This is a genomic window from Desulfatitalea alkaliphila (assembly GCF_022968795.1).
Classification (GTDB): domain Bacteria; phylum Desulfobacterota; class Desulfobacteria; order Desulfobacterales; family Desulfosarcinaceae; genus Desulfatitalea; species Desulfatitalea alkaliphila.
In genome coordinates this window covers 67,587-91,836 of sequence record NZ_JALJRB010000008.1, presented here as the reverse complement: position 1 = coordinate 91,836, position 24,250 = coordinate 67,587, and the positions used below count along the sequence as shown (strand labels likewise).

The window sequence follows — 24,250 nt, the reverse complement described above, 5'->3', positions numbered from 1 at the left end:
GCGATGCGCTTCCTTCGTCAGCGCATCCTATTATTTGAATCGATTTCGATCCCGATGCTGCTTTCGCCCGCTTCTCATTTTTCTTGGGTTTTGTGCATAACCGCATCCCATAATCCTCGCCAATGAAAATCAGAGGCGATAGGGAAATAGCCCTGAACCTACCGCAAACCATTTTTTCAAACTCCTTTGTCTGATGACGTATACAGGCGGATGTCTGAAAAAAGATACGCCTGGTAGACACGGATGCCGCTGTCGCGGGACCCGTTTGCCGGCCGCCGCCGGAAGGGCGCATGGCGGCGGCCCGATCGGCCTGTGACATTCCTCACTGCGGATTGGCATTCTTGATGCAATTCAGCTTGTCGGAAAAGATCTCGTTCTTTGATTTCCAGCTCGAAAAAGGCAAACCACCCGAAAGGGTGAGGCGCAAAGCCACTGGCCTAAGTCCGAAAGGTATCGGATACGGCGGCAGGGTTGCCGGGCGGAGGCGACATCTCACGATGGACGCGCCGTACGCGCGGTGACGAATCGATCGGGGGATGTCATGCAAAACAAATCGAGTGGTTCATTTTTATTGCTTCTGACGGTGGTCGGCATCGGCCTGCTGCTGCTTCCCATCACGGCGACTTGGGCTGCCCAGGTCACATTGCAGTGGGACGCCAACGATCCCGCGCCCGATGGCTACCGGCTGTTCCGGTGCGAGGGCGATGGGACCTATGATTTCAGTTCTCCGGTGTGGGACGGTGACACCACATCCTATACAGTGACGGGGTTGGCCGAAGGCGCGACCTATCGTTTTGTGGTGCGCGCCTATCAAACGGATCTGGAGAGCGGCAACTCCAACGAGGTCACCTACACGGTGCCCGCAGCGCCCATTGATGAAGGCGGTAATGACGCAGACAACCATCCACCTGCGACTTCACCCGGGAATGAAGGTGGAGATGATGCTACCAACGACAATGGTGACGAGCAGTCCGACGACCCCTCTGAAGAGAAGGATTCAGTGGATCCACCGCCGACCAGCGACGCCGAAGATGATGCTGAGGAAGAAACGGGTGGTGAAGGCGGTAATGACGCAGACAACCATCCACCTGCGACTCCACCCGGGAATGAAGGTGGAGATGATGCGACCAACGACAATGGTGACGAGATGACCGAAAATCCTTCCGAAGAGGGAGGACAAGCGGATGATCCGCCACCGGCGGAGAATACAGGCGATGATGCAGCGGACGGTTCAGGTGAGGACGACGACAACGACGCTGACGACGACCATCCCCCTGCATCTTCGACTGTAAACCTTCCCCCCGATCAACCGACTTTAGTGCCGGTGACCGTTGACGGCGATGGGTTGACCGAGCTTACGCCGGTGTTGGCGGTCGGTGCTTACTTGGACGCCGACAACGATGCCCATGTGGCTACGGAGTATCAAATCAGCCTCATGGACGATCCGGACCACGCCGAATTTTCCATGTACGTTGTGTTTCAAAGATCCCTGAGCCGCTCCTTGAGCTGGTTGCAGGTGCCGGAAAGCGTGCTCGATCCGGACAGCATCTACTACTGGCGCGCCCGCTTCATCGACAGCCGCGGCGCAATCTCCGCCTGGTCCGAGTGGTCCGCTTTCACCACCATCGACTCGGCAACCGCCGGCGTCACCGACGAAGGCATCCCCTATGACCAGGTCATCGAACAATGGACGGTGATCGACGATCCGGCGGTGCTCGATGAGATCCACACCGCCCGTCTGCAAGGTGTGGACACCCCGGATCCGTTCAACCCGCAGGTGGCCGTGCAAATCCTGGGCGACAACGGCACGCTTTCCGGCATGCGGTCCTTGACGGAAGGGGAGTTGCCCTTGACGGACAATTGCCCCGAACACTTGACCGGCGTTGTCAGTTTCCGCATCCACCTGGACGAGGTGGGCGACACGGCCCTGGTCAAGGTCCATTTCTCCCAAGCGGCGCCTGCCGATGCCCGTTGGTATAAATTCGATCCCGACCAGGGGTGGACGGTCTATCCCTACGCCACCTTCAGTGCGGATCGCCGTTCGGTGGTGTTGGAACTCGAGGATGGGGGCACGGGCGACATGGATGGGGTGGCCAACGGCGTTATCATCGATCCGAGCGGTTTGGGCTACAGCACCCGGGCCATCGACGGTACCGGCGGCGATTCCGCGGCGGCGGCCGGCGGCGGTGGCGGATGTTTCATCGCTTCGGTTCAAGAGGGCGATCATTATTCAGGAGTGGGGTTGCACGGTGCCACCAGGGTTGCCGGTTTGATTGCCCTGCTGTCGGGTATCCTCCTTTGGAGGCGCCAATAAAGGTCTGAGCGCCGGGGCTGTTCGAGGCCCCATGTCGCAAGCAAAAGAGCGGCGGGTGTCGATGCCCCGCCGCTCTTTGTATCATCGATGTTCGGTTTCCGAAATTCGTTCGGCATTCGGTCATCACGGATGCAGGCGCCGTATGCGCCACAGCTCTTTGAACACGAAGAGGGACTTGCGCAGGCTGTCGTATTGGATGCGCGAATCGGGCATATGGGTCCAGTGCACGGGAAACTGCGCCACCTTGTAGCCCTTGCGGCGTGCCAAAAAGAGAATTTCCGGGTCGAAGATGACACTGTCCAGCCGCTGGCGGGCGAAAAGGGTTCGGGCCGCCGTCTGGGTGAACAGTTTGAAACCGCACTGGGTGTCGGGGTAATCGATGCCCAGATAGCGGTTTTGCACCCAGGTGTAGACTTTGGCTGAAATTCTGCGCGGCAGGTTCTGCTGTTGCGTGATTTTGGCGCCCGCCACCGCCCGCGAGGCGATGGCGATATCGTTGCCGGCGGCGATCAGCCCCAAGCCGGTTTCGCAATATTCGATGGGCACCGCATAATCGGCGTCCATGAACATCACCACCGCCCCCCGTCCCTGTTGCATGCCGTAACGCACGGCATACCCTTTGCCCCGGTTGGGTTCGTAGTGCAGCACGCGTAAAGCGGCAGCGCCCTGGCCTTCGAATCCACGGGCCGTATCCACCGTCCGGTCCTTGCTGCCGTCGCTGACCACGATCACTTCGGCGGCGCCCGACCAGCGTTTCAGAAATGCCATGGTGTGGGTCAGGGCTGGAACGATGCGGTCCTGTTCATTGTAGGCCGGAATGATGATGGAGAGATCAATGTTCGTTTTCACTGCTGCCTTCCGTTGTATCCTTCGAGGGTGCGGTGCGTTTTGACGCGCTGAAAGCGTGCCATTTTGCCAACACCCGGTTGGTGAGCCGGATGAATCCCGCGGCGCAGGCCGTGCCCAGGGCGGCGCCGACGATCACATCCATGGGAAAGTGGTTGCCGGTGTAGACCCGGGAATAGGCCACGGCCACGGCGATGACCAGGAACAGGGGCCAAAAGCGGCGAAAATAGTAGCTCAAAAACACCGCCGCGGCGAAGATGTTGGTGGCGTGGGCGGACGGCATGGCCAGCGAGTTGCCGCCACGTTCCTCGAGGGTGCCGGTCCAGCGCCATACATCCCCGGCGCCGCGGAAAAGATAGAAGTCGGAGATGCTTTCAAAGGGCCGATAGCGGCCGAAAAGCGGTTTGAACACATCGCTGCACAGCAGCTCCGACACGCCGATCAAGGCGATGACGGCGATCGCCACGGTCCGGTGCGTGGCGTCATTCCTGATGACCAGATAGAGCCAGGCGATGGCGATGGGAATGAAAAAATTGGCTTCGTTACTGATGAACGGCATCAGGTGGTCGAAGACCACGTTCTTCCCGTCGCGGTTGATCAGATAGAAAAGCCAGTGGTCGAAATGTTCAATGGATTGCAACATTGTTTACTCTCGGCAACAATGCCCCATGGTGTGTGGGCATCAGGGCAAAACAGATTGCGTTGCGATTCGGGTGAAGATCAAACGCCCGATCCATACGGGCGATGGCCGAAATGGTGGTCGGCCGCCAGGGTGATGCGCAGCAGCTCCTTTTCCAGTTCATGGCTGCTGCGCGTGATTTGGGCCTCCCCTTGGTCGGGCGGCACATGCACCGGCCGGCCGAATAGCAGCAGACAACGGGTGGCGGGGCGGGGGAGGATGAACCGATCCCAGCTGTTGAACACCCAGCGCTGTTTGGCGCTGTAGGTCACCGGCACGATGGGGTAGCCGGTCTTGCGGGCCAGGTAGATCACCCCGGGCTGCACCTTGTGGCGCGGACCCTGGGGACCGTCGGGCACGACGCACCCGGGACGCCCTTCGGCCTGCATGGTACGGATCATCCGACCCATGGCCCGCATGCCCCCCTTGCCGGTGGAGCCGCGCACCGTCAAGTGTCCCTGGCGCTGCAGGATCTGCGCGATGATTTCCCCATCGGCCGAATCGCTGACCATGATGGCACCCTGCCAGTTTTTCAGGGCGTAGCTGACCAACAAGATACGATCATGCCAGAAGGCCAGAATGAACCGGCGTGAGGCCAACAGTTCGGTCACTGCGGGGCAACGGCGCACTTCGATGCGGGACGCGGCGAACAGCCCATCCACGAGCAACTTGCCCCCGCGGCCGATCAAGCGCCATTTCAGTTCCTTGCCCGGATCTTCCTTCTTAAAGAGCATCCCCTTCTCCCATCAGGGCGCATGCCAAGCGGGCCACTTTGCCGGAGGCGCCCGATTGCCCCAACCGTTTCCGCACTTCCGCCAGTTCGCGGCACATTCGATCATGGATCTGCGGATCGGCCACTATGGCGTGCACCGCATCGGTCAGGGCGCCGGGTGTGACTTCGTGCTGCACCAGTTCGGGCACGATGCGGCGTCCGGCGATCAGGTTCACCAAGCCGATATGGTCCACATGGATCAACGCGCGGCCCAACCGGTAGCTCAGCGGCGACACCACATAGGTAATCACCATGGGCGTGGTGTACAGTGCGCCTTCCAAGGTGACGGTGCCCGAGGCGACCACGGCCAGATGGCACCGGGGCATCAGCGCGGAGACCGGTGCGTCGGTGACCTTTGCGTCCAACGAGGGATACCGCGCCACAATATCGGTGATCATGGCCGGATCGATGGATGGCGCGCAGGAGACCTGGAACACAATGGGACCGTGCTTTTCCACCAGCATCTGTCCGGCTTGCAGCATCAACGGCAGCAGCCCGCACACCTCGCGATCCCGCGATCCCGGCAGCAGGCCCAGCACAAGAGGGGATGCCGGAAGGGGCGGGCGGGCAGACGGTGCCGCGTCGCCCGGCGGCATGCCGTCCATCAGCGGATGGCCTACGAAGGTGGCGGGCACGCCGTGTTCGCGGTAGAAGGTCTCCTCGAAGGGCAGGATCACCGCCATGTGGTCCACCCGCGCCTTGATTTTCTTGACCCGTCCCGAGCGCCAAGCCCAGATTTGAGGGCTGATGTAATAGAGCACCCGAATGCCCGCCTGCTTGGCGAATTTGGCCAGGTGCAGATTGAAATCGGGGAAATCGAGCAGCACCAAAAGGTCCGGTGGGGTCGCGGACAATTGCTGTTTGAGCCGGGACATGGCCTTGAGCAGCAGCGGTACCTTGGCCACCACCTCGGTGATGCCCACCACCGACAAGCGGTCCGCATCCACGATGATCTCCGCTCCCGCCGCGCGCATCTCGCGGCCGCCCATGCCCCAAACCCGGCACTCCGGCAGCAACGCGCGCAGGGCGCGGATCAGGTGGGCGGCATGCAGATCCGCCGATGCTTCTCCGGCGACAATGGCGATGGTTCGATTCGGCATCCGGCTCGAGCGGCTATTTGACCAGCCGCTGGCTGGTGCGTTGAATCTGATCCATGATGCTCAAGGCGATCTTCAGGGCGTCCCGTCCCATGACACCGGTCACCTCCGGAGGCTGCCGCAGCCGCACCGCCTTGACGAAGGATTTCAATTCGTCATCCAGGGCATCGGCCTTGGTGAAGCATCGCTGGTCGATGCGCATTCCCGGAATGACGCCGTCGGCAACGGTGCCGTTGCCGTCGGGCCGCACCATGGTGATTTCGTTGTTGGCAAAATCCACGGAAATGTAAGCGTCCCGCTGAAACAGGCGGATCTTGCGCTCGTTTTTCATCGAGATGCGGCTGGCGGTGACATTGGCCACGCAACCGCACTGAAATTCGAGGCGCGCATTGGCGATGTCCACCTGGCCCGAGATCACCGAGATGCCGGCGGCATGGATGGACTTGACCGGTGATTGCACGAAATTGAGGATGATATCGATGTCGTGGATCATCAGGTCCAGCACCACGCTCACATCCAGGCCCCGCTCCTTGAACTGGCTGAGGCGGTGGGACTCGATGAACATCGGTTGTTGGACGACCCCGTCCAAGGCCACGACGGCCGGGTTGAACCGTTCCAAATGCCCCACCTGGATCAGGCAACCGTGCCGTTCGGCGAGGCGGATCAATTCATCGGCTTCGGACAGCTTCTCGGTCATGGGCTTTTCGATCAGCACATCCACATCGTGGTTCAGAAAATCCCGGCTGATGGCAAAATGGTGATGGGTGGGCACCACGATGCTGACGGCATCCACCTGACCCAACAGCTCTTTGTGGTCGTAAAGGGCCCGGGTGCCCAACTGCTGCGCCACCGCATCGGCCTGCCGGCGGTCGGCGTCCACGACGCCCACCAGTGTCACATCGGGCATGCGTGCATATTTTTCGGCGTGGAACTTGCCCAGATAGCCCACGCCCACCACACCGACCCGCAGGGCGGCGGTATCTTTGCTGTCTTGTTTTGTTTGTGCACTCATAGGGTATCATCCGTCATGGCGGTAATCGTCATTCCGTAGCGGTCGGCTTGGCGGATCATGGCCTCCCGATCGAAGACCACCGCCTTGCCGGCCTCGATGGCCAATGCCTTGACATTGGCACGTTGCATGGTTTCGATGGTTTCCAAACCGATCGCCGGCACGTCGAAACGGGTGTCCTGGATCGGTTTGCACACCTTGACCACCACTGCCTGCCCTTTGCTCAACGCGCCGCCGCGCAGGATCGTGGCATCCGTCCCGTCCACCGCCTCCACGGCGACCGCCGTGCCGCCGGCCACCAGAACGCACTGGCCGATATCCAGGGCGCCGATGGCTTTGGCCATTTTCCAACCCACCCGGATGTCGTTCATCTCCGTTGACGACGGTTTGCGGATCGTCCATATGCCGGGCGGCGCCAACAGATCGGGCAACAGGAAGGTGGAGGGGCGAATGGCGATTCCTTCCTTTTCCAGAAATTCGGCAAAAGCGCGCAACACCGCGTCGTCATGGGTGTGCCGCATGCCGGCCAGCAGGGCGATGGTTTTCATGTCCGGGCGAAATTTGGACAGAAACCGGGTCTTGGTGATCCCGCCGAGCATCACCGCCTGCGAAACCCGCCGCTGGTGGAAAAATTTGAGCATGCGTTTGAGCTGGCCCAAATAGAGCCACTCCAGCGATTCCACATGATCGGCCAGGCGCGGATCGGTCTCCTCGCGATAGGCCACCGCGTGGACCTGCCAGCCCTTGGCGCGCGCGGTTCGGGCGAACAAGAGGGGGAATTGACCGTTGCCGGCGATCAAACCGATGGTGCGGTCCGCCGATGTTTCCGGTTGGGCTTGTATCACCGGGTGATGCCCCGTTGCGAAGCCTTGATAAAGGCGATGAAGCGTTCCACTTCCGGGACGGGCTCCACCTCCGCCTTGACCCGTTCGATGGCTTCGTTGAGCGTCAGGCCAAAACGGAAGATGAGTCGGTAGGTTTTTTTCAGTTGGGACACGCTGGCGCTGGAAAAGCCGTGCCGCTTGAGCCCCACCTGGTTCAACCCGTGCAGTACGGCACGGTCGCCGGCGGCGATCACATAGGGCGGGATGTCCTTGACCACCGCCGATTTGCCGCCCACGAAGGCGTATTCGCCCACCCGCACGAACTGGTGAATGGCCACCAGCCCACCAATGGTGGCGTGGTCGCCGATGGTGATGTGACCGGCCAGGGTGGCGTTGTTGGCCATCACCACTTGGCGGCCGACGAGGCAGTCGTGGGCGATGTGGGTGTAGGCCATCAGAAAGCAGTGGTCGCCGATTTGCGTCAACCCGCCGCCGAATTCGGTGCCCCGGTGGATGGTCACGAACTCGCGGATGGTGCAGCCGTCGCCGATTTTCACCCAGCTGGTTTCACCCCTGAACTTCAAGGATTGGGGTGGCGCGCCGATGGCGGCGTATTGATAGATGTTGCAATCGGCGCCGATTTCCACATAAGGGTCGATCATTACATGGGCATTGATGCGGGTGCCGGCAGCAATAGTGACGTGGTCGCCGATGATGCTGTAGGCTCCGATGGTAACGCCGTCGGCGATATTGGCCTTGTCGCTGACAATCGCGGTTGGGTGTATCATGGGTTGCATATCCTTGTTCAGCCCTCGAAGGTGGCCATCAACTGGGCCTCGGCGACCAATTTTCCGTCCACCTTGGCCGTGCCGGCCAGCTTGATGACTTTAGCGCGTTTTTTGGTGATTTCCACATCCAGCAGCAACTGGTCACCGGGCACCACCGGCTTGCGGAAGCGCACCTGGTCCAGTCCCATGAAAAACATCAGTGTCCCTTCCTTGGCTTCCTGCATGGAAGCCACCGCCAGCACCCCACCAGCCTGGGCCATGGCTTCCACGATCAACACCCCCGGCATGATCGGGGCGGTGGGAAAGTGGCCTTGGAAAAAGGGTTCGTTGATGGTCACGTTTTTCAAGGCGCTGATTTTGGTGTCCGGCGTCATCGCCACGACGCGGTCGATGAGCAAAAAGGGATAACGATGGGGAAGGTGTTTCATGATGGTTTGGATATCCAGCGGAAAATCCATATGGGCACTCCTTTTTGCGGTTGGGATGCGAGGGCATTCCCACTGCGGCAAGCGGGTGAGACTTGCAGGGTCATCCAATGCAAGCGCGGCCGCTCGTCCGCGACACGGGGGCGACTTACCGGTCCGTTGCCATACGGCCTTCCAGCGCGGCCAACCGTTTTTCCAGGGTTTTGACCCGTTTGTTCAATTCCGGCAACTGGGGCAGCACCGGCTGCACCCGCAACCAGGTGCGATGGGGCATGGCCGAAATGCCGCCCGAAACCACCTCGTTGTCGGGCACCGATTTGCCCACACCGGTTTGAGGTCCCACAATGGCCCCGTCGCCGATGGTCAAATGGCCGCTGAGGCCGGCCTGGCCGGCCAGAATGACGTGCCGGCCGACGGTGGTGCTGCCGGAGATGCCCACCTGTGCCACGATCAGCGTGTGGGCACCCACCACCACATTGTGACCGATCTGGATCAGGTTGTCGGTCTTGACACCGGTTTGGATCCAGGTTTCGCCGAAGGCGGCCCGATCAATGGTGTTGTTGGCGCCGATCTCCACATCGTCGTCGATGCGCACGATGCCGATCTGGTTGATTTTGTGATGCCTGCCGCCATCCTGCACGAAACCGTAGCCGTCGCTGCCGATGACCGTGCCGGCGTGGATGATCACGCGGCGGCCCACCACGCATCTTTCAAGAATGGACACGTGGGGATAGACGATGGTGTCGTCGCCGATAACCGCATCGTCGCCCACCACCACCAGCGGATGGAGCACCACATTGTCGCCCAGGGTCACCCGGTCGCCCAGCACCACCCCGGCGCCGACGGCCACATCCCGGCCCAATCGGCAATCCTTGCCTATTACGGCGGCGGAATGGATGCCCGGGGCCGGTTGTCGGACGGGATGCAACAAGGCCACCACCTTGGCGAAGGCCAGGCGCGGATTGGCCGTTTCGATCAGATTGCGCTCCGGGTCGGTGGTGCCTTCGGGCACCAGGACCGCCGAAGCGCGCGTCGCCGCCAACCGCTTGAGGCCGGGGCCTTTTTCGGCAAAGGTGATCTGGCCCTCCATGGCGCTGTCGATGGGGGCCGCGCTGTGAATCCGGCAGTCGGCTTGGCCGCTGAGGCGTCCGGCCACCAACTGCGCGATTTGATGCAGGGGGATGGTCATGGGATCACCTTCCGGGGCCCTGGCTGCCGCTGCCCTGTTTGGCGTAGGATTCGTTGTACTGATTGAGGATGGTGTCGGTGATGTCCAGATGGGGTGCGGCATAGACCACGCCGATGTCCTCGACGATCAAAGTAAAGTTCTCTTTGCGCGCATGGGCTTGCACCACGTTCAGGACGGCCTGGCGCACCTCGTTGACCAAGCGCATCTGCAGGTCCTGGATGCGCCGCTCGTAATTGCGCTTGAGGGTGTTCAGCTCGTCGGCCTTGCGTTCCATTTCCCATCGTTGTTCGTCCCGCGCCTCTTTGCTCATCACGCCGGTATCTTTGGAAAGACGCTCCTCCATGGCTTTGATCTCGTCGGCCCGCCGTTGCAGATCCTGCTCCATGCGTTGGCCTTCGGCATTGACCTGGTCCTTGACCGCTATGCCGCCCGCGGAGTTTTCGAAAATCTTTTGGAAATTGACCGTACCGATTTTAGGGGCATCCGCACCGAAAGCGTAAGGAATGCCGACAACCATCAAGAGCAGGGTTAATGTTGCGATCATCGTTGTGTTACGCACTTGCATGTCACCTCCCATTGGATTGTTTGCACCGTTTTTGTCTCAAAACAGCGCACATTGCAAGTTGTTTAAGCAAGCCGCGGCCGCCGACGTCAGAACGAGCCCCCTAAAGTGAACTCCACCTGGCCGGCGGATTCGCCCTCTTTGCGGTCGAGGATGTAGCCGTATTCCACCCGGATGGGGGCGATGGGCGAAAGCCAGCGGATGCCGGCGCCCGCACTCTGGCGCAAGTTGCCGAAATTGATGTTGCCGTCGAAAATGTTGCCGGTGTCGTAAAACACGACTCCGAAAACGCCGGCCTGGGCCAACATGGGGAACATCAATTCCGCATTGAACTGGATCATCTGTTCGCCGCCCACCTTCACCGTGTTGCCGTCCTGGTTCACTTCGGTCAGATGGATGCCGCGCCAACCGAAGCCGCGCATGGAGTTGATGCCGCCCAGATAAAATTTTTCGTAATCGGGCAGCAGTTTGTTGTCGTCGTTTTTTTTCACCAGGCCGTAGCGGGCGTTGACCGAACCGATCAGGGAGCGGTAAATGCGCTGATACCAGGTGGTTTGGAGAATCACCTTATTATAACCGATGTTGCCCCCCAGACCGGCATACTCCAGGTAGATGCTGTGGCGCGAACCCTCGGTGGGCGTGAAGGTGTGGTCGCGCGAATCGTAGGCCAGGCGCACGTTGACGCTGCTGGTCAGGTTGGTGCCGTCCAGTTCCTTGATGGTGTCGGGCACCCGGGTTTCGAAGCCACTCAATATTTTGACCGTGCTTTGATCGATGTTGTAGCCCCAGTAAAAGCGGGTGAAGTCGGCCACCGGATAACCGAAGGAGAGCCCGCCGCCGTAGCTGCGCCGTTCGTAACTGTCATAGTCCCTGAGCTGATTGTAGGCGCTGAGGCTGCCGCTGAATTTGGTATCGAACAGGTAAGGCTCGGTGAAGCTGAACGAAAAGAGGCTGGTGCGGGCGCCGATTTGACCACCGAACTCGAGGGTTTGGCCGCGCCCGAACAGGTTGCGCTGGTTGATGGAGCCGGTGAAAAAAACGCTCTCTTCCGAACTGTAACCCGCACCGAAGCTGAAGGTGCCGGTGGGTTTTTCGGTGACATCCAGGGCCAGCACCATCTTGTCGTCGGCGCTGCCCCGCAGGGTGTCCACCTTGATGTCCTCGAAATAGTCCAGTCGATAGAGGTTGCGCATGCTCCGTTTCAATGCGCTGCCCCGGAAAAGGCCCTGCTCGGTCAGGTGCAGTTCGCGCCGGATGACTTTGTCGCGGGTGCGGGTGTTGCCTTCGATGACGATCCGCTCGATGTAGATCTGCTCCCGTTTGCGGATATCGAAGGTGATGTCCACGACCCGGTTTTCGGCATCCTGGTCGATGCGCGGCATGATGTCCGCATAGGCGTAACCTTCATCGGCGTATATGTCGGTAAGCAACAGCACGTCGTTGCGCACCAGATCCCGGTTGAAGAAGGCCTCCTCGGGGGAGCGCAACAGGGCCGACAACTCCTCGGCGGGCTTGATCAACTCGCCGGTCAGTGTCACGCGGCCGACTTTGAATTGTTCCCCCTCGTTGACCTGAAACGTGATGCGAATCCCGTCGGGTTCGATTTCGACCCGTGGTTCCCCGATGCGTACATTGATATATCCCTGATTGCTGTAAAAAGCGTTCAAACGCCCCACATCCTGGTCCAGTTGCGCCCGGTCCAGGTCGCCGGAGGAGGTGAGCCAATAGAAAAAACCCTTTTCCGATACCTTGACCACCTTTTTCAATGCCTTGTCGCTGAAATCCCGGTTGCCCTCGAAAACGATATCGGTCACATAAATCTTGGGCCCTTCCTCGATCACGAAATCCAGGTCGGCCTGGTTGTGGTCCAAGTCCCGAATCGCATAGTCCACCTTGACCTGGTGATAGTTCTTGTTCTTGTATACCGTTTCAATCTGTTCGATGTTGCTGTAAATCTGAAAAATATTCAGGATCGCCCCGGTGCTGATGGTCAGGTTGTCCCGGATATCCTCCTCTTTGATATAGGAATTGCCGCGAACATTGATGCGACGGATGGTGGGTTTCTCCTTGACATGGAAAACCACGGTGCGCCCTTCCGGGGTGGCGGTGGATTCCACCCGGATGTCGTCGAAGAAACCCATGTTGTAAACGGCGCGCAAATCCCGGGTCAGGGCCTCCGGCTTGTAGACACCGCCGACCCGGGTTTCCATCACCCGCAAAATGGCGTCGGCTTCGATGCGCTGGTTGCCCCGGATGGTGATATCGGCCACCCGTTGACGCTCAAACAGGACCAGGGCGATCTGTTCCGCCTGCTCGGTGGCAACAGGGATCAGGTTTTCCAGTTCGCGGCCCTGGGTGAAGAAGCGCCGCGGTTGGGCATCCGGTATTGCCGCCAGCATTTGGGTGTCGAGACTGAAAGAACGGTCGATGAGGGTGAAGCTGCCCCATACGGCATGCTGCGCGCCGTATTGATCCGCCAAGCGCCGGGCCCCATCCGAACCTTCCGCGCCCAGTCGTTCCAAAACAGCCTCCCGTTCCTGTTCAGGAATGGTGAGCGTTTCAGCCCCTTCCTCGCGCAGACGCTGGACGAATATTTCGGGGATCTGGTGGCGCAGTTGATCCAAGCCTTCCAGGGCATTGACCTCGAAGGGCAACACCACCACGCGTTGCACCGGTGCCGCCGATCCGGTGGTCGCCACGATGCAGAGCAGGGCCAGGGCCGTCCAGACGAGCAGGTTGAACCGTGCGAGGCGACCTTGTGAGGCCGATTTGCTTGACCAATGCAACATAACGTCATCCATTCCGTTTGAGTCGGTCCAGGGGCAGGTATTCGAGGCGGCCGTCAACGATGGTGGCCTGCCGTTCCATGCAGGCGGCCAGGGCTGTATTGTGGGTTACCACCACCAAGGCCATGCCCAGTTCCTGATTGAGTTCCAGCAGCAGCCGGTGCACTTGGTCGCTGTTGTGTTGGTCCAGGTTGCCCGTGGGTTCGTCCGCCAGCAGCAAAGGTGGTTTGAGCACCAGGGCCCGTGCCAGGGCCACCCGCTGCTGTTCGCCACCGGAAAGATCCGCCGCCTTGTGGTGTATCCGCGCCGAAAGGCCCACCCGATCCAAAATGGCGATGGCCAGCGCAACGGCCTTGCCTTTTTCCAGACCTTGGATCAGGGCCGGCATGAAGGTGTTTTCCAGGGCCGAGAATTCCGGCAGCAAATGGTGGAATTGGAACACGAAGCCCAGACTGCGGTTGCGAAAACGGGCCAGACGCTGCTCGCCGAATTGCAACACGTCCTCTCCCTGAAACATCAGTTCGCCGCTGTCCGGTTGATCCAGGGTGCCCAGGATGTGCAGCAAGGTGGACTTGCCGATGCCCGATGCCCCCACGACAGCCAAGGTTTCACCGGGCCGCAAGGTCAGGTCGAGTCCGTCGAGCACCACGATGGCCGCATCGCTGCTGCGAAAACGTTTGTGCAGATTGCGGGCTTGCAGCAGCACGTCCGGTGCGTGGTGCGTCGTCTCCGGCGACGTTGTTGCGGTGTGGGGTCGATCAACCATAGCGAATGGCTTCCAGTGGATTGAAGCGTGCGGCCTGGCGGGCCGGGTACAGGGTGGCCAGAAAACAGATCACCATGGCGGAAAGGGCCACCACGGCCACATCCATGGCGCTCAGATTCACCGGCAACGCGGTGATGTAGTAGACATCGCCCGGCAAGCGGATCAGTTCCCGTGTCTTCTGCAAATAGCACAAACCGGTGCCCAGCACGACTCCCGATCCGGTGCCGATCAGGCCGATGAACAAGCCCTGGGCGACGAAGATGCGTCGGATTGCGGTGTTGGTGGCTCCGATGGCCTTTAGGATGGCGATATCCTTTATTTTTTCCATGACCAGCATCACCAGCGAGCTGGTGATGCTGAAGGTGGCCACCAGGGTGATCAGGGTCAGGGTGATGAACATGGCCGCCTTTTCCAACTTGAGGGCCGCGAACAGGTTCTGATTGAGTTGCATCCAGTCCCGGGCGCGGAAGCCTTCACCCAGGGCGGCGACAATTTGTTCGCCGATGCCGGCCGATTGAAAAACCCGGTCCACGCGCACCTCCACCGCATTGATCGTCGTACGGTCGCGGGAAAGGGCCTGGGCGTCCTCGAGCCGCGTGAACACCAGACCACCGTCATATTCATACATGCCGGTATGAAAGAAATCGATTACCTGAAACTGTTTCATGTAAGGAATAAATCCCGTCGGTGCCAGATTGCCGCGGGGCGAAATCACGTACAGGGTGTCGCCCCGGATCAGCCCCATGGCGCGCGCCAGGTCCCGGCCCATGATCAATGGCGCCGGAGAAGGGGGGCGGTGGGAAGATGCCGCGGCCAGGGTGTGCAGGGGCGGAAGGTCAAGTCCGGCCCCGGCCGCCGACGGTTCGACGCCCTTGAGCATGGCACCGGCCATGCGCGCTTCGGACCGCAGCATGACTTGCAGTTCCTGGACCGGCCATGCGCCGCGCACACCGGCCGTGCGCCGTGCTTGTGCCACGATGCGGTCAGCGTCGGCGATGGGCTGATGGTGGCGATCGATCACCAAATGGGGTTCGATGCCCATGATGCGGCTCTTCAGATCCGTTTCAAAGCCCGACATCACGCCGATGACCACGATCAAGGCCGTAACCCCGATGGTCACCCCGGCCATGGAAAGGATGGTGATCAGCGACAAGATGGTGCGCCGGGGCCGGGATTTGAAGTAGCGTCGGCTTATGAACAATTCGAATCTCATCGAACTCCCGCACGGCGTGCCGCCACGGCCCACGCGCAATGGTCGGGACAGGCGGCGTCGCCAAACCGTTATGCGCTTTTGGGCTTCATGTGGGGAAAGAGAATCACTTCCCGGATAGATGGGGCGTCGGTCAGCAACATGGCCAAACGGTCGATGCCGATGCCTTCGCCGGCCGTCGGCGGCAGACCATATTCCAATGCTTCGATATAGTCCTCATCCATGGCATGGGCTTCCGCATCCCCCTCCTGACGTTCGCGGACCTGTTGCAGGAAGCGGCCCCGTTGGTCCTCGGGGTCGTTGAGTTCCGAAAAACCGTTGGCGATTTCAAATCCGGCGATGAACAGTTCGAAACGTTCGGTCACGGCCGGATCACTTTCGCTGCGCCGGGAGAGTGGCGAAACCTCAACGGGATAGCCGGTGATGAAGGTGGGTTGAATCAACTGCGGCTCCACCAAGGCGTCGAACAGCTTGGTGATGATTTTGCCGATGGAACCGGTTTTGGTCAGCGGCACATTCTTGGCCGCCGCGAAATCCAACAACCCCTGCCGATCGGTGAGCAGCGCGGGCGGCAATCCGCCCATGGTTTCCAGGGACTCGGCCAATCCCAGCCGGCGCCAGGGTCCGGCCAGTTGGATGGTATGGCCCTGGTAGACGATTTCGCTGGTGCCCAACACCGCCCGGGCCGTTTCGGCGAAAAGGGTCTCGGTCAAATCCATCAGATCCCGGTAGGTGGCATAGGCCTGATAGAACTCCAACATGGTGAACTCAGGGTTGTGTTGGGTGGACACCCCTTCGTTGCGGAAATTGCGGTTGATTTCGAACACCCGCTCGAAACCGCCCACCACCAGCCGTTTCAGGTAAAGCTCCGGCGCGATGCGCAAATAGAGATCCATATCCAGGGCATTATGGTGGGTGACAAAAGGGGTGGCCTCGGCGCCGCCGGCCACCGGTTGCATCATGGGGGTTTCCACCTCCAGATAGTCCCGCTGCAGGAAAAAGTGGCGAATGGCCTGGATGGTGCGGCTGCGGGCGATGAACAACCCGCGCACGTCGCTGTTCATCATCAGGTCCACATAGCGCCGGCGGTACCGTTTTTCGGGATCCTTCAGGCCGTGGAATTTTTCCGGCAGGGGCCGTGTGCTCTTGCAGAGCAACACCAACTGCTCGGCCAGCAGCGTCCACTCCCCGGTTTTGGTCTGAAACACGCCGCCGGTCAAGGCGACGATGTCGCCGATGTCCAGGCGCTTGAACACGTCATATGCGGCATCGCCCACCTTGTCCTTGCGCACATACGCCTGCATCTGGCCGGAGCGGTCGCGAAAGCGGACAAAGGCGGACTTGCCGAAGCGATTGACCGCCATCATGCGTCCGGCAACGGTGAACCGGGTGCCCTCCAGCGCTTCCCCGCCTTGGGTCTCGATGCGCTGGCGAATGTGGGCCACCGTGTGGTCCACCTGGAATCCGCTGGGGAAGGGGTTCACCCCTTCGGCGCGCAAGGTCTCGATCTTCTGTTTTCGCTGAGCAATCAAATCGGTCGATTTTTCGGTTGTCATCACGGCGCCTCTATATGTAGAAAACGGGTTTCTTGATGCTCTCCGCAGAACATCGCACCCGTTGTTCCGTAAACGCGAAACTTGGCAACTGCCTGAAACAGCGGGAATTGGTAACCTAAATGCGACGGTTGTGTCAAGGGATAGGCCCTGGCGGGCCAGTTTTAAGTTTTAAGTTTTAAGTTTTAAGTTGAGGAATGCTATCGATTATAGGGGGTTGGGGGCGATCGAGCAGATGGGTCCTGCCACCAACCCTTGGGGGCACGGCATGCCGTGCCCGGGCAGCACCGATCACCCCGCCGGGTCACGACGCACGGTACCCGGGTAGCACCGATCACCCCGTCGGGTCACGACACGCCGTACCCGGACAGCTCGGCGCACCCCCGTAGGGGCACGGCATGCCGTGCCCTTGCGGCGACCTCGAGGCGTGCAAATGACCCGGAACGCAGATATGGATCGCAAGGTGTCGTTTTCGGGCGTATACGGTTTGGGTGCGACGCGGCGGGTTCCAAGTTGACTTTGACCGGCAAGGCCCATAGGATGGCCCTTTCGTAAACCGCTGATCACTGGCGCGAGATGCGCGGGCGGATGGGATGAACAAGATCGTTCAACGCTACATATTCAAGGAAATGTTGGCGCCTTTCGGTGTCAGCATCGCGTTTTTTTCCTTCGTGTTCATCATGACCCAGCTGCCCCAGATGACCAACTACGTGGTCAACTACCGCATCGGCCTCACATCCTTGGGCCTGATGCTGCTTTATTCCCTGCCCTTTTTTTTACAATTCATTCTGCCCATGGCGGTGATGATCGCGGTGCTGCTCACCTTTCTGCGCATGTCCGGCGACATGGAAATCGTGGCCCTGAAGGCCGGTGGTGTGAACATCTACCGGCTCTTGCCGCCGGTGTTGGTGTTCGGGTTGATCGGCGCCGTGATCAACGCCGGTATGGCCGTTCACGGTCTGCCCATGGGGCGCAAGGCCGCCAAGCAGTTACTTTACGATGTGGCCGTGGCCCATGTGGATATCGGGCTGACGCCCCGCCGTTTCATCGACACCTATAAAGACGTGGTGCTCTACATCCACGAGGTGGACACGGCCGGCCGCACCTTGCGCGACATCTTTATCGAAGACCGCCGCTCGGCCGATATGAGCAGCACGGTGGTGGCGCCCCGCGGCCGGCTATCCGTCGATTCGGAGAACATGGTGGCCAATTTGCGGCTGTTTGATGGCACCATTCACCAGGTGGGGCTGGAAGAGGGGCGGGTCAATGAAGTGCGTTTCGAAACTTACGACATCCGCCTGGACATGGATCGCAGCATGGACGGTGTGTCCCGACGACCGCAGCATGTGGAGGAGATGACCATGGCCGAGCTACGTCATATCATCACCGGGGCCGAGCAGAAGGACGGGCGCTACTACAAGGCGCTGCTGGAGTGGCACAAGAAATTCTCCCTCCCGGCGGCCTGTCCGGCCCTGGCCCTTTTGGGCATGGCCTTGGGCGTTCGGGCGCGCTCTTCCAAGCGGGCTTACGGCATCGGTTTGGGCCTGGCCTTCTTTCTGCTGTATTACATCTTGCTTTCCCTGGGCTGGGCTTTGGGTGAAGAGGGGGTCTATCCACCGGCCATCGGTATGTGGGTGCCTAATATCGTCAGTGCCGGCATCGGATGGATTCTGCTGGTGCGGGCGGTCAACGAAACCCCGCTGGCGCTGCCACCGGCGCCTGCCTGGTTGAAGCGGCTTTTTCGGCGCAGGCAATGATGATGACAGGATGGGGTTGAGCGTTAAATGAGAATCATTGCCAACTATCTGACCCGCGAAATCGGTAAAAGCTTCGCCGTGATCCTTATCGCCGTCATCGGGATCTATCTGGCCGTGGATTTCATCGAAAAGGTGGACGAGTTCATGGATGCCGGCCTCTCGATGCAGCGGACCCTGCTGTACTTCGTCTACAAGCTGCCCCTGGTGATTTATCAGATCACGCCGGTGGCGACCCTGCTGGCGGTGCTGATCACCTTCGGCATCATGTCCAAGCACAACGAACTGGTGGCCCTGCGCAGCGGCGGCGTTAGCCTGCTGCGTCTGGTGGGCCCCATCGCCCGTTGCGGCTTGGCCGCCACGGCGCTGGTCTTGCTCATGGCCGAGGGGGTGGCGCCCTTGACCCTGTCGCAAGCCAACCGCATCTGGTGGCAGGAGGTGCGCGGTGAACAGATCACCACCACCCGGCAGCAGGACATCTGGCTCAAGGGCGAGCAATCCATTGTGCACCTCAAATATTACCAACCCGACAGGCAGGTGGCCCGCGGGATCACGGTCCATTGGTTTGATCGCTCCTTCCGGTTGGCTCGGCGCATTGATGCCCGCGTCGGGCGCTTCGATGCGCAACAAGGGCGCTGGCGGTTGCAAAACGGCATGGAGCAGGTGGCCGGCCCGCAAGGCACGCCCATCGCCGCCGAACCCTTCGACGAACGGTGGGTGGTCTTCGATTTCACTCCCGATGACCTGGCCCGGAGTGCGCCACGCACCGAAGAGATGAGCTTCGCCCAACTGCGCCGCTATGTGCAGCGGGTGACGGCCGAAGGGTATGATGCCACCCATTACGAGGTGGATATGCACGCCAAAATCGCCTTTCCCTTCGTCTGTCTGATCATGACCCTGATGGGCGCGGCCCTGGCCGCAAGGGGCAACATTCGGGACGGGCTGGCCATTAGTGTGACTTACGGGCTCGGCATCATATTTGTCTATTGGATTGTCTTCAGCTTCTGCATCTCCCTGGGCTATGCGGCCATGCTGCCGCCCCTGATCGCCGCCTGGGGGGTCAATTTCATCTCCGCCTGCGTGGTGGGTTTTATGCTCCTCAACGCGGAATAGATTGGAAGGGCGGAAATGGCGCACATGCCTTTGGGATACAATCTGCTGTGGGTCACCGTCGGCTGGATCGGCCTGCCCGTTTTCCTCTTCTCCCTGATCCGGCCCAAACGGCGGGCCACGGCGGCGCACCGGCTGACCCTGCGCAGCGACGCACCGCAACCCAAGGGTCGCCGGCCTATTTGGATCCACGCCTTGTCGGTGGGCGAGGTGGCTTCGGCCGAACCCCTGGTGGACGGTTTGCGGCGCGCCTTGCCGGGGCACCCCCTGGTCTTCTCAACCGCCACGCTCACGGGCATGCAGACCGCCCGCAAGCTGTTTGCAGACAAAGTGGACGGTCTGTTCTACAGTCCCTACGACGTGCTGTTCGCGGTGCTGCGCATCGTGCGGCGGGTCGATCCGGCGCTGGTGCTGTTGGTGGAGACCGACATCTGGCCCAATTTCATCTCTGCCTTGCGGCGCCGCCATGTGCCGGTGCTGTTGGTCAACGCCCGGCTTTCCCGGCAAACATATCGGGGCTACCGCCTGCTGGGCCGTTTTGCCCGCCGCGTGCTGTCCGGTTTCAGCCACATCGGGGCCCAATCACAACGCGACGCCCGGCGGTTCGCCGACCTGCTGGGGGGCGTCGAGCAAATAGAGGTGACCGGCAACATCAAGTTCGACCGTACCGCTCCCTTGGATCCGGAAGCGACGGGCAGGGCGTTGCGTCTTCACTGGGGCATCGATCCAGCACAGGTGGTGATCCTGCTGGGCAGCACCCACGAGGGCGAGGAGACCACAGGGTTCGCCTTGCTGGAACGTTTGCGGGCCGCCGGGCATGCACCGCTGCTGATTGTCGCACCGCGCGATCCCAACCGGGCCGAAGTCGTCGTCCGCCAAGCCAGGGGCCGCGGTTTGGCCACAATGACCGTGACGCGCATCGATCAAACCTTGTCCGCCGGCGCGGCAACGGTCCTGGTGGTCGCTGCCCTAGGGCTGTTGCAGCCGCTTTACGCCCTGGCCGACATCGCCTTCGTAGGGGGCAGCCTGGTGGCCGAAGGCGGGCACAATCCACTGGAACCGGCTGCTTGCGGCACGCCGATTCTATTCGGACCGGACATGAGCGATTTTGCGGCCATCGCCGCGCAGTTGATGGCAGCCGGCGGTGCATGGCGGGTGGCCGACGGAGAACAATGGTATACCGCTTGCCATCGTTTGATCGCCCAGCCATCGGTTCGCAAAGAGATGGGGCATCGCGCCTTGCAGGTGTTTCAGAGCAATAAAGGAGCGGTGCAACGCACCCTTGCGATGGTCCAACAGGCACTACCGCCAGGGGAGGAACGGAAGTCATGACGCGCATGCGCCGATCGGTCGAAACACGGCTGCGGGCCATCATCGAAGGGCGCGACAACGGTCGCTGGCCCGCAACGCGGGCATTGCTGACCCCTTTGGCATTGGGTTACGGCCGCATCATGGCGATCCGCGCCCGGCTTTACGCAGGCAATCGGCTGAGCCGGGGCCGATTGCCCTGCACGGTCATCGCCGTCGGCAACCTGACCGCCGGCGGCACCGGCAAGAGCCCCATGACCATCCACGTGGCGCAACGGGTGCGCGGTTGGGGATATGGTGTCGCGGTCATCAGCCGCGGTTACAAAGGGACGCTGTCCGGCAGCGCCGCCGTGGTCGGCGACGGTCGGCAAGTGTTGTGCGATGCCGCCGCGGCGGGAGACGAACCGGTCATGATGGCGTTGCGGTTGCCGGGGGTGCCGGTGCTGGTGGGCGGGGATCGCCTGGCCGCCGGCCGGCTGGCCATAGAGCGTTTCCGGCCCGATGTGATCGTCTGTGACGACGCTTTCCAGCATCTGCGCTTGGTGCGGGACATCGATCTGGTGCTGCTGGACCAGGACCGCCCCTTCGGCAACGGGTGGTTGCTGCCCCGGGGCATGCTGCGCGAACCGCCCTCCGCCCTGGCGCGGGCCCATGCCCTGGTGTTGACGCGCTGCCGGGACGATATGGCGGGCGGGTCGGTCAAGCGGCCGGTGGGCGTGCCCGCGGACAAACCCCTGTTCGCCACCCGCCACGCTCCTTTCATCTGCCGGGTGGTCGGCGGCCGAAGGGGCGTGCTGCCCCCGGCCCCGGTGGGCCTCGGTTCGGATGGCTTGGGGCTGATCCGTGGCCGACGGGCCTTCGCCTTCTCCGGTATCGCTCGCAACGATGACTTTCGCCAAGGAGTGCAATCCGCCGGCTGCAAGGTCGTGGGGCATCTCGACTATCCCGACCACCACCCTTACACCGAAGCGGAACTGGCGCTGATCTTTGACCGGGCGGCGGCAAAGGGGGCGGAGCTGCTGGTCACCACCGAAAAGGATTACGCGCGGCTCGTCCGGCGGCACGAATGGCCTCTGGACCTGGTGGTGGTCGGGGTGCGGATGGCCTTCCCGGACGGCGGCGGCGCCTTCGACAATTTCCTGCAACAACGCCTTGCCGCCCGCGCGGATCGCACGCAGAAAGGCGGATCTCAATGAACCCGCTATCCATCGCGGCTTTTTTGGACGGCCGCTTGGGACACGAGAAACAAACCCGGGGCATCATCCAGGTCCTGGAACGCTTGACGCCCGTGTCGGTCAAGGAGCTGCGCCTGTCGCAGCCGCCCGCTGACGGCCTGCGCGCCTTGGCCGCCGACGGCGCCGCCCTGCTGCGACTGCTGCGACCCGCGGCGCAACAGCGCCATGGCACGGACCTGATCATCGGCACCGGAGCGCGCACCCATTTGCCCATGTTGGCTTACAAACGGCGCCACGGCGGTCGGGTCATCACCTGTATGGCGCCCGATCCGTTGCGCCGTCCCTGGATCGATCTTTGCTTGGTGCCCATGCACGACAAGGTGCGGCCCGCCGCCAATGTGTTGCGGACCATCGGCCCGCCGGGCACCGGCTGCAACCGGCGCGCCCACGATCCCGGCCGGGGGTTGTTGCTCATCGGCGGGGTGGATCCCAAAAGCCATGTCTGGGATTCGGCGGCCCTCATGGAACAGGTGGCGGCCCTGGTGGGAGGGGAAACCGGTCTGCGCTGGACCATCTCTTCATCGCCCCGCACCCCGGCTGAGATGGTGACCCAATTGGCCGCCTTTGCCGCCGGCGATGAGCGCACCGCCTTTTTTGACGCCCGTGAGACGCCGCCGGGGTGGATCGAAGCGGCCTACGATGCCCACCGGACCGTCTGGGTCACCGCCGACAGCGTCTCCATGGTCTATGAAGCCCTCACCGCCGGCTGCCGCGTGGGGGTGCTGCCGGTGCGCTGGAAACGGCCGCAAAACAAGTTCCAGACCGGCATCGAATACCTGATCCGGCACCAGGGGGTGGTGACCTTCGATATGTGGCGCCGGGGCCGGCGCCCGGGTACCGGACCGCAACTGGATGAGGCCCACCGTTGCGCGGAGGAGATCCTGCGTCATTGGTGGCCGAATCGGCTTGACCCTGATACTGTGATTTCAAGAATCAGTAGGGATTAAAATCTGAACACTTGAGGCGACACCGGAAACAGGATTGTGATTTTTGGGCAATCGGCGGTGCCCTGCGCCAGCAAACACAAGAAGGCCGCGCGGATTTGGGCGGTGGTGACAGGAACGACAGGGAATCGATAATGCCAGTTGATCTGAGCTTTGTATTGACCGTATATAACAAGCAGGCCTATTTGGCGGACACGATCGCCTCACTTCGAGATCAGAGGGGTGATTTCACCCGGGAGTATTTGTTTGTAGACGATTGCTCCACGGATGACTCCATTACCGTCATCGAAAAACAGACTCAGGGGATGGCCAATGTGACGATAATCCGCAATACGGATAATATGGGGCCGTCGGTACGATTGAATCAGGGGGCGCGCCACGCCCGGGGCGACTATCTCTACTTGCTCGATGCAGACGATATCATTCCTACCAATGCCGCTGAAAAGATGCTGGCCCTGCTTAAAAAAGAACGGGCCGATATTATATACGGACAATGCAAAAAGTGCCACGGAAGAGGAGAGCACCTCTTAGGTGCAACCATCCAGGACGACCCGCCGTACACGGTGTCGGACCGGCCCCTTGAGTACATTCTAAAGGGGGGCTTTGTGCGGATGGGCCTGATGACTACCAAATCCCTTTATGCGGCGTCGGGCGGGTGCGATGAACGTATTTTTATCCAGGACGAATCCCTGCCCATCCGGTTATGCGCAAAAGCAAATATGTTGATAGATTACTCGGGGATAGTGCTTTATTGGATTGCTCAAGGAGAGGGTAAAGCCTCTGCCAACGAAGTACAATTGCACCATGACGGCTTTTTGGCCTACCGTCATGCCGTAGATGAAATCAGGCCGATGCCGAAATCGATCAAGAATCGGCTGATGATGAAGATGGTCTCAGTGACATGGAAGTCGGCGCGGATAGTGTATCGACACCCCTATTTCACAACTTATTTCACGGACTATCTGATTTCCAAGATTCGAAAAACAGCGACACCTCAAGCCCTGGAACGGGCGAACCTGTTTTTTTCCCGGGTCAGCGGTATCCGGCGTTTGGATTCATGATGAGAAAAATTTTTGGAG

The 24,250-nt window shown here is 60.9% G+C and carries 21 protein-coding genes and 1 riboswitch; of the genes, 7 read left to right on the top strand and 14 right to left on the bottom strand.

All coding sequences use genetic code 11. The features are described from left to right. Positions 1-388: 388 nt before the first annotated feature. A riboswitch (cyclic di-GMP riboswitch) is annotated at positions 389-479 on the top strand. Positions 480-541: 62 nt separating this feature from the next. Further along, positions 542-2,314, top strand: coding sequence for a choice-of-anchor U domain-containing protein (locus MRX98_RS09275; protein WP_246906130.1), 1,773 nt, complete (start codon positions 542-544; stop codon positions 2,312-2,314). Between the two features lie 123 nt (positions 2,315-2,437). On the opposite strand, the gene MRX98_RS09270 is transcribed toward MRX98_RS09275, so the two are convergent. From MRX98_RS09270 to lysS, 14 genes are all read right to left on the bottom strand, one after another. Next, on the bottom strand, positions 2,438-3,163 hold the full coding sequence (locus MRX98_RS09270) for a dolichyl-phosphate beta-glucosyltransferase (protein ID WP_246906127.1): 726 nt from the start codon (positions 3,161-3,163) through the stop codon (positions 2,438-2,440). Continuing rightward, positions 3,147-3,803: a phosphatase PAP2 family protein gene (locus MRX98_RS09265; RefSeq protein WP_246906124.1), complete on the bottom strand. Its 657-nt coding sequence runs from the start codon at positions 3,801-3,803 to the stop codon at positions 3,147-3,149. Before MRX98_RS09265 ends, MRX98_RS09270 begins: the two co-directional genes overlap by 17 nt. A 77-nt stretch (positions 3,804-3,880) precedes the next feature. Then, positions 3,881-4,573, bottom strand: a complete 693-nt coding sequence (locus MRX98_RS09260) for a lysophospholipid acyltransferase family protein (protein WP_246906121.1) — start codon at positions 4,571-4,573, stop codon at positions 3,881-3,883. Beyond that, positions 4,563-5,711 carry a lipid-A-disaccharide synthase gene (gene lpxB / locus MRX98_RS09255; protein ID WP_246906118.1) on the bottom strand — a complete coding sequence of 383 codons (1,149 nt, stop codon included), beginning with the start codon at positions 5,709-5,711 and terminating at the stop codon, positions 4,563-4,565. The genes MRX98_RS09260 and lpxB overlap by 11 nt, the downstream gene beginning before the upstream one ends. A 13-nt stretch (positions 5,712-5,724) precedes the next feature. Beyond that, on the bottom strand, positions 5,725-6,720 hold the full coding sequence (locus tag MRX98_RS09250; RefSeq protein WP_246906115.1) for a Gfo/Idh/MocA family protein: 996 nt from the start codon (positions 6,718-6,720) through the stop codon (positions 5,725-5,727). Next, the gene (locus MRX98_RS09245; protein ID WP_246906112.1) at positions 6,717-7,562 is read right to left on the bottom strand and encodes an LpxI family protein; all 846 of its coding nucleotides are present in this window, start codon (positions 7,560-7,562) and stop codon (positions 6,717-6,719) included. The genes MRX98_RS09250 and MRX98_RS09245 overlap by 4 nt, the downstream gene beginning before the upstream one ends. Beyond that, positions 7,559-8,329, bottom strand: a complete 771-nt coding sequence (gene lpxA / locus MRX98_RS09240; protein ID WP_246906109.1) for an acyl-ACP--UDP-N-acetylglucosamine O-acyltransferase — start codon at positions 8,327-8,329, stop codon at positions 7,559-7,561. The genes MRX98_RS09245 and lpxA overlap by 4 nt, the downstream gene beginning before the upstream one ends. Positions 8,330-8,346: 17 nt before the next feature. Beyond that, positions 8,347-8,787, bottom strand: coding sequence for a 3-hydroxyacyl-ACP dehydratase FabZ (fabZ, locus tag MRX98_RS09235; RefSeq protein WP_246906093.1), 441 nt, complete (start codon positions 8,785-8,787; stop codon positions 8,347-8,349). A 115-nt stretch (positions 8,788-8,902) separates the two neighbouring features. Beyond that, positions 8,903-9,943 (bottom strand): UDP-3-O-(3-hydroxymyristoyl)glucosamine N-acyltransferase, encoded by a 1,041-nt coding sequence (gene lpxD, locus MRX98_RS09230; protein WP_246906090.1) that lies wholly within the window; start codon positions 9,941-9,943, stop codon positions 8,903-8,905. A 4-nt stretch (positions 9,944-9,947) separates the two neighbouring features. Next, on the bottom strand, positions 9,948-10,508 hold the full coding sequence (locus MRX98_RS09225; protein WP_246906087.1) for an OmpH/Skp family outer membrane protein: 561 nt from the start codon (positions 10,506-10,508) through the stop codon (positions 9,948-9,950). A gap of 86 nt (positions 10,509-10,594) precedes the next feature. Next, entirely contained in the window at positions 10,595-13,294 is a 2,700-nt protein-coding gene (bamA, locus tag MRX98_RS09220; protein ID WP_246906084.1) for an outer membrane protein assembly factor BamA, read from the bottom strand. 4 nt (positions 13,295-13,298) lie between these two features. Beyond that, positions 13,299-14,057, bottom strand: coding sequence for an ABC transporter ATP-binding protein (locus MRX98_RS09215; RefSeq protein ID WP_246906081.1), 759 nt, complete (start codon positions 14,055-14,057; stop codon positions 13,299-13,301). Next, the gene (locus MRX98_RS09210; RefSeq protein WP_246906079.1) at positions 14,050-15,270 is read right to left on the bottom strand and encodes an ABC transporter permease; all 1,221 of its coding nucleotides are present in this window, start codon (positions 15,268-15,270) and stop codon (positions 14,050-14,052) included. Before MRX98_RS09210 ends, MRX98_RS09215 begins: the two co-directional genes overlap by 8 nt. 68 nt (positions 15,271-15,338) lie before the next feature. Then, the gene (lysS, locus tag MRX98_RS09205; RefSeq protein ID WP_246906077.1) at positions 15,339-16,823 is read right to left on the bottom strand and encodes a lysine--tRNA ligase; all 1,485 of its coding nucleotides are present in this window, start codon (positions 16,821-16,823) and stop codon (positions 15,339-15,341) included. 590 nt (positions 16,824-17,413) lie between these two features. Between lysS and lptF the strand changes: the two genes are divergently transcribed. The 6 genes from lptF to MRX98_RS09175 all read left to right on the top strand — a co-directional run bounded on the left by lptF (position 17,414) and on the right by MRX98_RS09175 (position 24,232). Beyond that, positions 17,414-18,577 carry an LPS export ABC transporter permease LptF gene (gene lptF / locus MRX98_RS09200; protein WP_246906074.1) on the top strand — a complete coding sequence of 388 codons (1,164 nt, stop codon included), beginning with the start codon at positions 17,414-17,416 and terminating at the stop codon, positions 18,575-18,577. 27 nt (positions 18,578-18,604) lie between these two features. Continuing rightward, positions 18,605-19,687 (top strand): LPS export ABC transporter permease LptG, encoded by a 1,083-nt coding sequence (lptG, locus tag MRX98_RS09195; protein WP_246906071.1) that lies wholly within the window; start codon positions 18,605-18,607, stop codon positions 19,685-19,687. A 15-nt stretch (positions 19,688-19,702) separates the two neighbouring features. Beyond that, on the top strand, positions 19,703-21,016 hold the full coding sequence (locus MRX98_RS09190) for a 3-deoxy-D-manno-octulosonic acid transferase (protein ID WP_246906068.1): 1,314 nt from the start codon (positions 19,703-19,705) through the stop codon (positions 21,014-21,016). After that, positions 21,013-22,188, top strand: a complete 1,176-nt coding sequence (gene lpxK / locus MRX98_RS09185; protein ID WP_246906065.1) for a tetraacyldisaccharide 4'-kinase — start codon at positions 21,013-21,015, stop codon at positions 22,186-22,188. The genes MRX98_RS09190 and lpxK overlap by 4 nt, the downstream gene beginning before the upstream one ends. Further along, positions 22,185-23,174 carry an ELM1/GtrOC1 family putative glycosyltransferase gene (locus MRX98_RS09180; protein WP_246906062.1) on the top strand — a complete coding sequence of 330 codons (990 nt, stop codon included), beginning with the start codon at positions 22,185-22,187 and terminating at the stop codon, positions 23,172-23,174. Before lpxK ends, MRX98_RS09180 begins: the two co-directional genes overlap by 4 nt. 131 nt (positions 23,175-23,305) lie before the next feature. Then, entirely contained in the window at positions 23,306-24,232 is a 927-nt protein-coding gene (locus MRX98_RS09175; protein WP_246906046.1) for a glycosyltransferase family 2 protein, read from the top strand. The last annotated feature ends 18 nt before the right edge of the window (positions 24,233-24,250 follow it).

What these genes read in the sequence shown, in the direction of transcription:
- lpxB (WP_246906118.1), bottom strand. Translation starts at nt 5,711, where the DNA reads ATGCCGAATCGAACCATCGCCATTGTCGCCGGAGAAGCATCGGCGGAT.
- lptF (WP_246906074.1), top strand. Translation starts at nt 17,414, where the DNA reads ATGAACAAGATCGTTCAACGCTACATATTCAAGGAAATGTTGGCGCCT.
- MRX98_RS09225 (WP_246906087.1), bottom strand. Translation starts at nt 10,508, where the DNA reads ATGCAAGTGCGTAACACAACGATGATCGCAACATTAACCCTGCTCTTG.
- lpxK (WP_246906065.1), top strand. Translation starts at nt 21,013, where the DNA reads ATGACGCGCATGCGCCGATCGGTCGAAACACGGCTGCGGGCCATCATC.
- lysS (WP_246906077.1), bottom strand. Translation starts at nt 16,823, where the DNA reads ATGACAACCGAAAAATCGACCGATTTGATTGCTCAGCGAAAACAGAAG.
- MRX98_RS09190 (WP_246906068.1), top strand. Translation starts at nt 19,703, where the DNA reads ATGGCGCACATGCCTTTGGGATACAATCTGCTGTGGGTCACCGTCGGC.
- MRX98_RS09175 (WP_246906046.1), top strand. Translation starts at nt 23,306, where the DNA reads ATGCCAGTTGATCTGAGCTTTGTATTGACCGTATATAACAAGCAGGCC.
- MRX98_RS09215 (WP_246906081.1), bottom strand. Translation starts at nt 14,057, where the DNA reads ATGGTTGATCGACCCCACACCGCAACAACGTCGCCGGAGACGACGCAC.
- lpxA (WP_246906109.1), bottom strand. Translation starts at nt 8,329, where the DNA reads ATGATACACCCAACCGCGATTGTCAGCGACAAGGCCAATATCGCCGAC.
- MRX98_RS09210 (WP_246906079.1), bottom strand. Translation starts at nt 15,270, where the DNA reads ATGAGATTCGAATTGTTCATAAGCCGACGCTACTTCAAATCCCGGCCC.
- fabZ (WP_246906093.1), bottom strand. Translation starts at nt 8,787, where the DNA reads ATGGATTTTCCGCTGGATATCCAAACCATCATGAAACACCTTCCCCAT.
- lpxD (WP_246906090.1), bottom strand. Translation starts at nt 9,943, where the DNA reads ATGACCATCCCCCTGCATCAAATCGCGCAGTTGGTGGCCGGACGCCTC.
- MRX98_RS09265 (WP_246906124.1), bottom strand. Translation starts at nt 3,803, where the DNA reads ATGTTGCAATCCATTGAACATTTCGACCACTGGCTTTTCTATCTGATC.
- MRX98_RS09275 (WP_246906130.1), top strand. Translation starts at nt 542, where the DNA reads ATGCAAAACAAATCGAGTGGTTCATTTTTATTGCTTCTGACGGTGGTC.
- MRX98_RS09260 (WP_246906121.1), bottom strand. Translation starts at nt 4,573, where the DNA reads ATGCTCTTTAAGAAGGAAGATCCGGGCAAGGAACTGAAATGGCGCTTG.
- lptG (WP_246906071.1), top strand. Translation starts at nt 18,605, where the DNA reads ATGAGAATCATTGCCAACTATCTGACCCGCGAAATCGGTAAAAGCTTC.
- bamA (WP_246906084.1), bottom strand. Translation starts at nt 13,294, where the DNA reads ATGTTGCATTGGTCAAGCAAATCGGCCTCACAAGGTCGCCTCGCACGG.
- MRX98_RS09180 (WP_246906062.1), top strand. Translation starts at nt 22,185, where the DNA reads ATGAACCCGCTATCCATCGCGGCTTTTTTGGACGGCCGCTTGGGACAC.
- MRX98_RS09250 (WP_246906115.1), bottom strand. Translation starts at nt 6,720, where the DNA reads ATGAGTGCACAAACAAAACAAGACAGCAAAGATACCGCCGCCCTGCGG.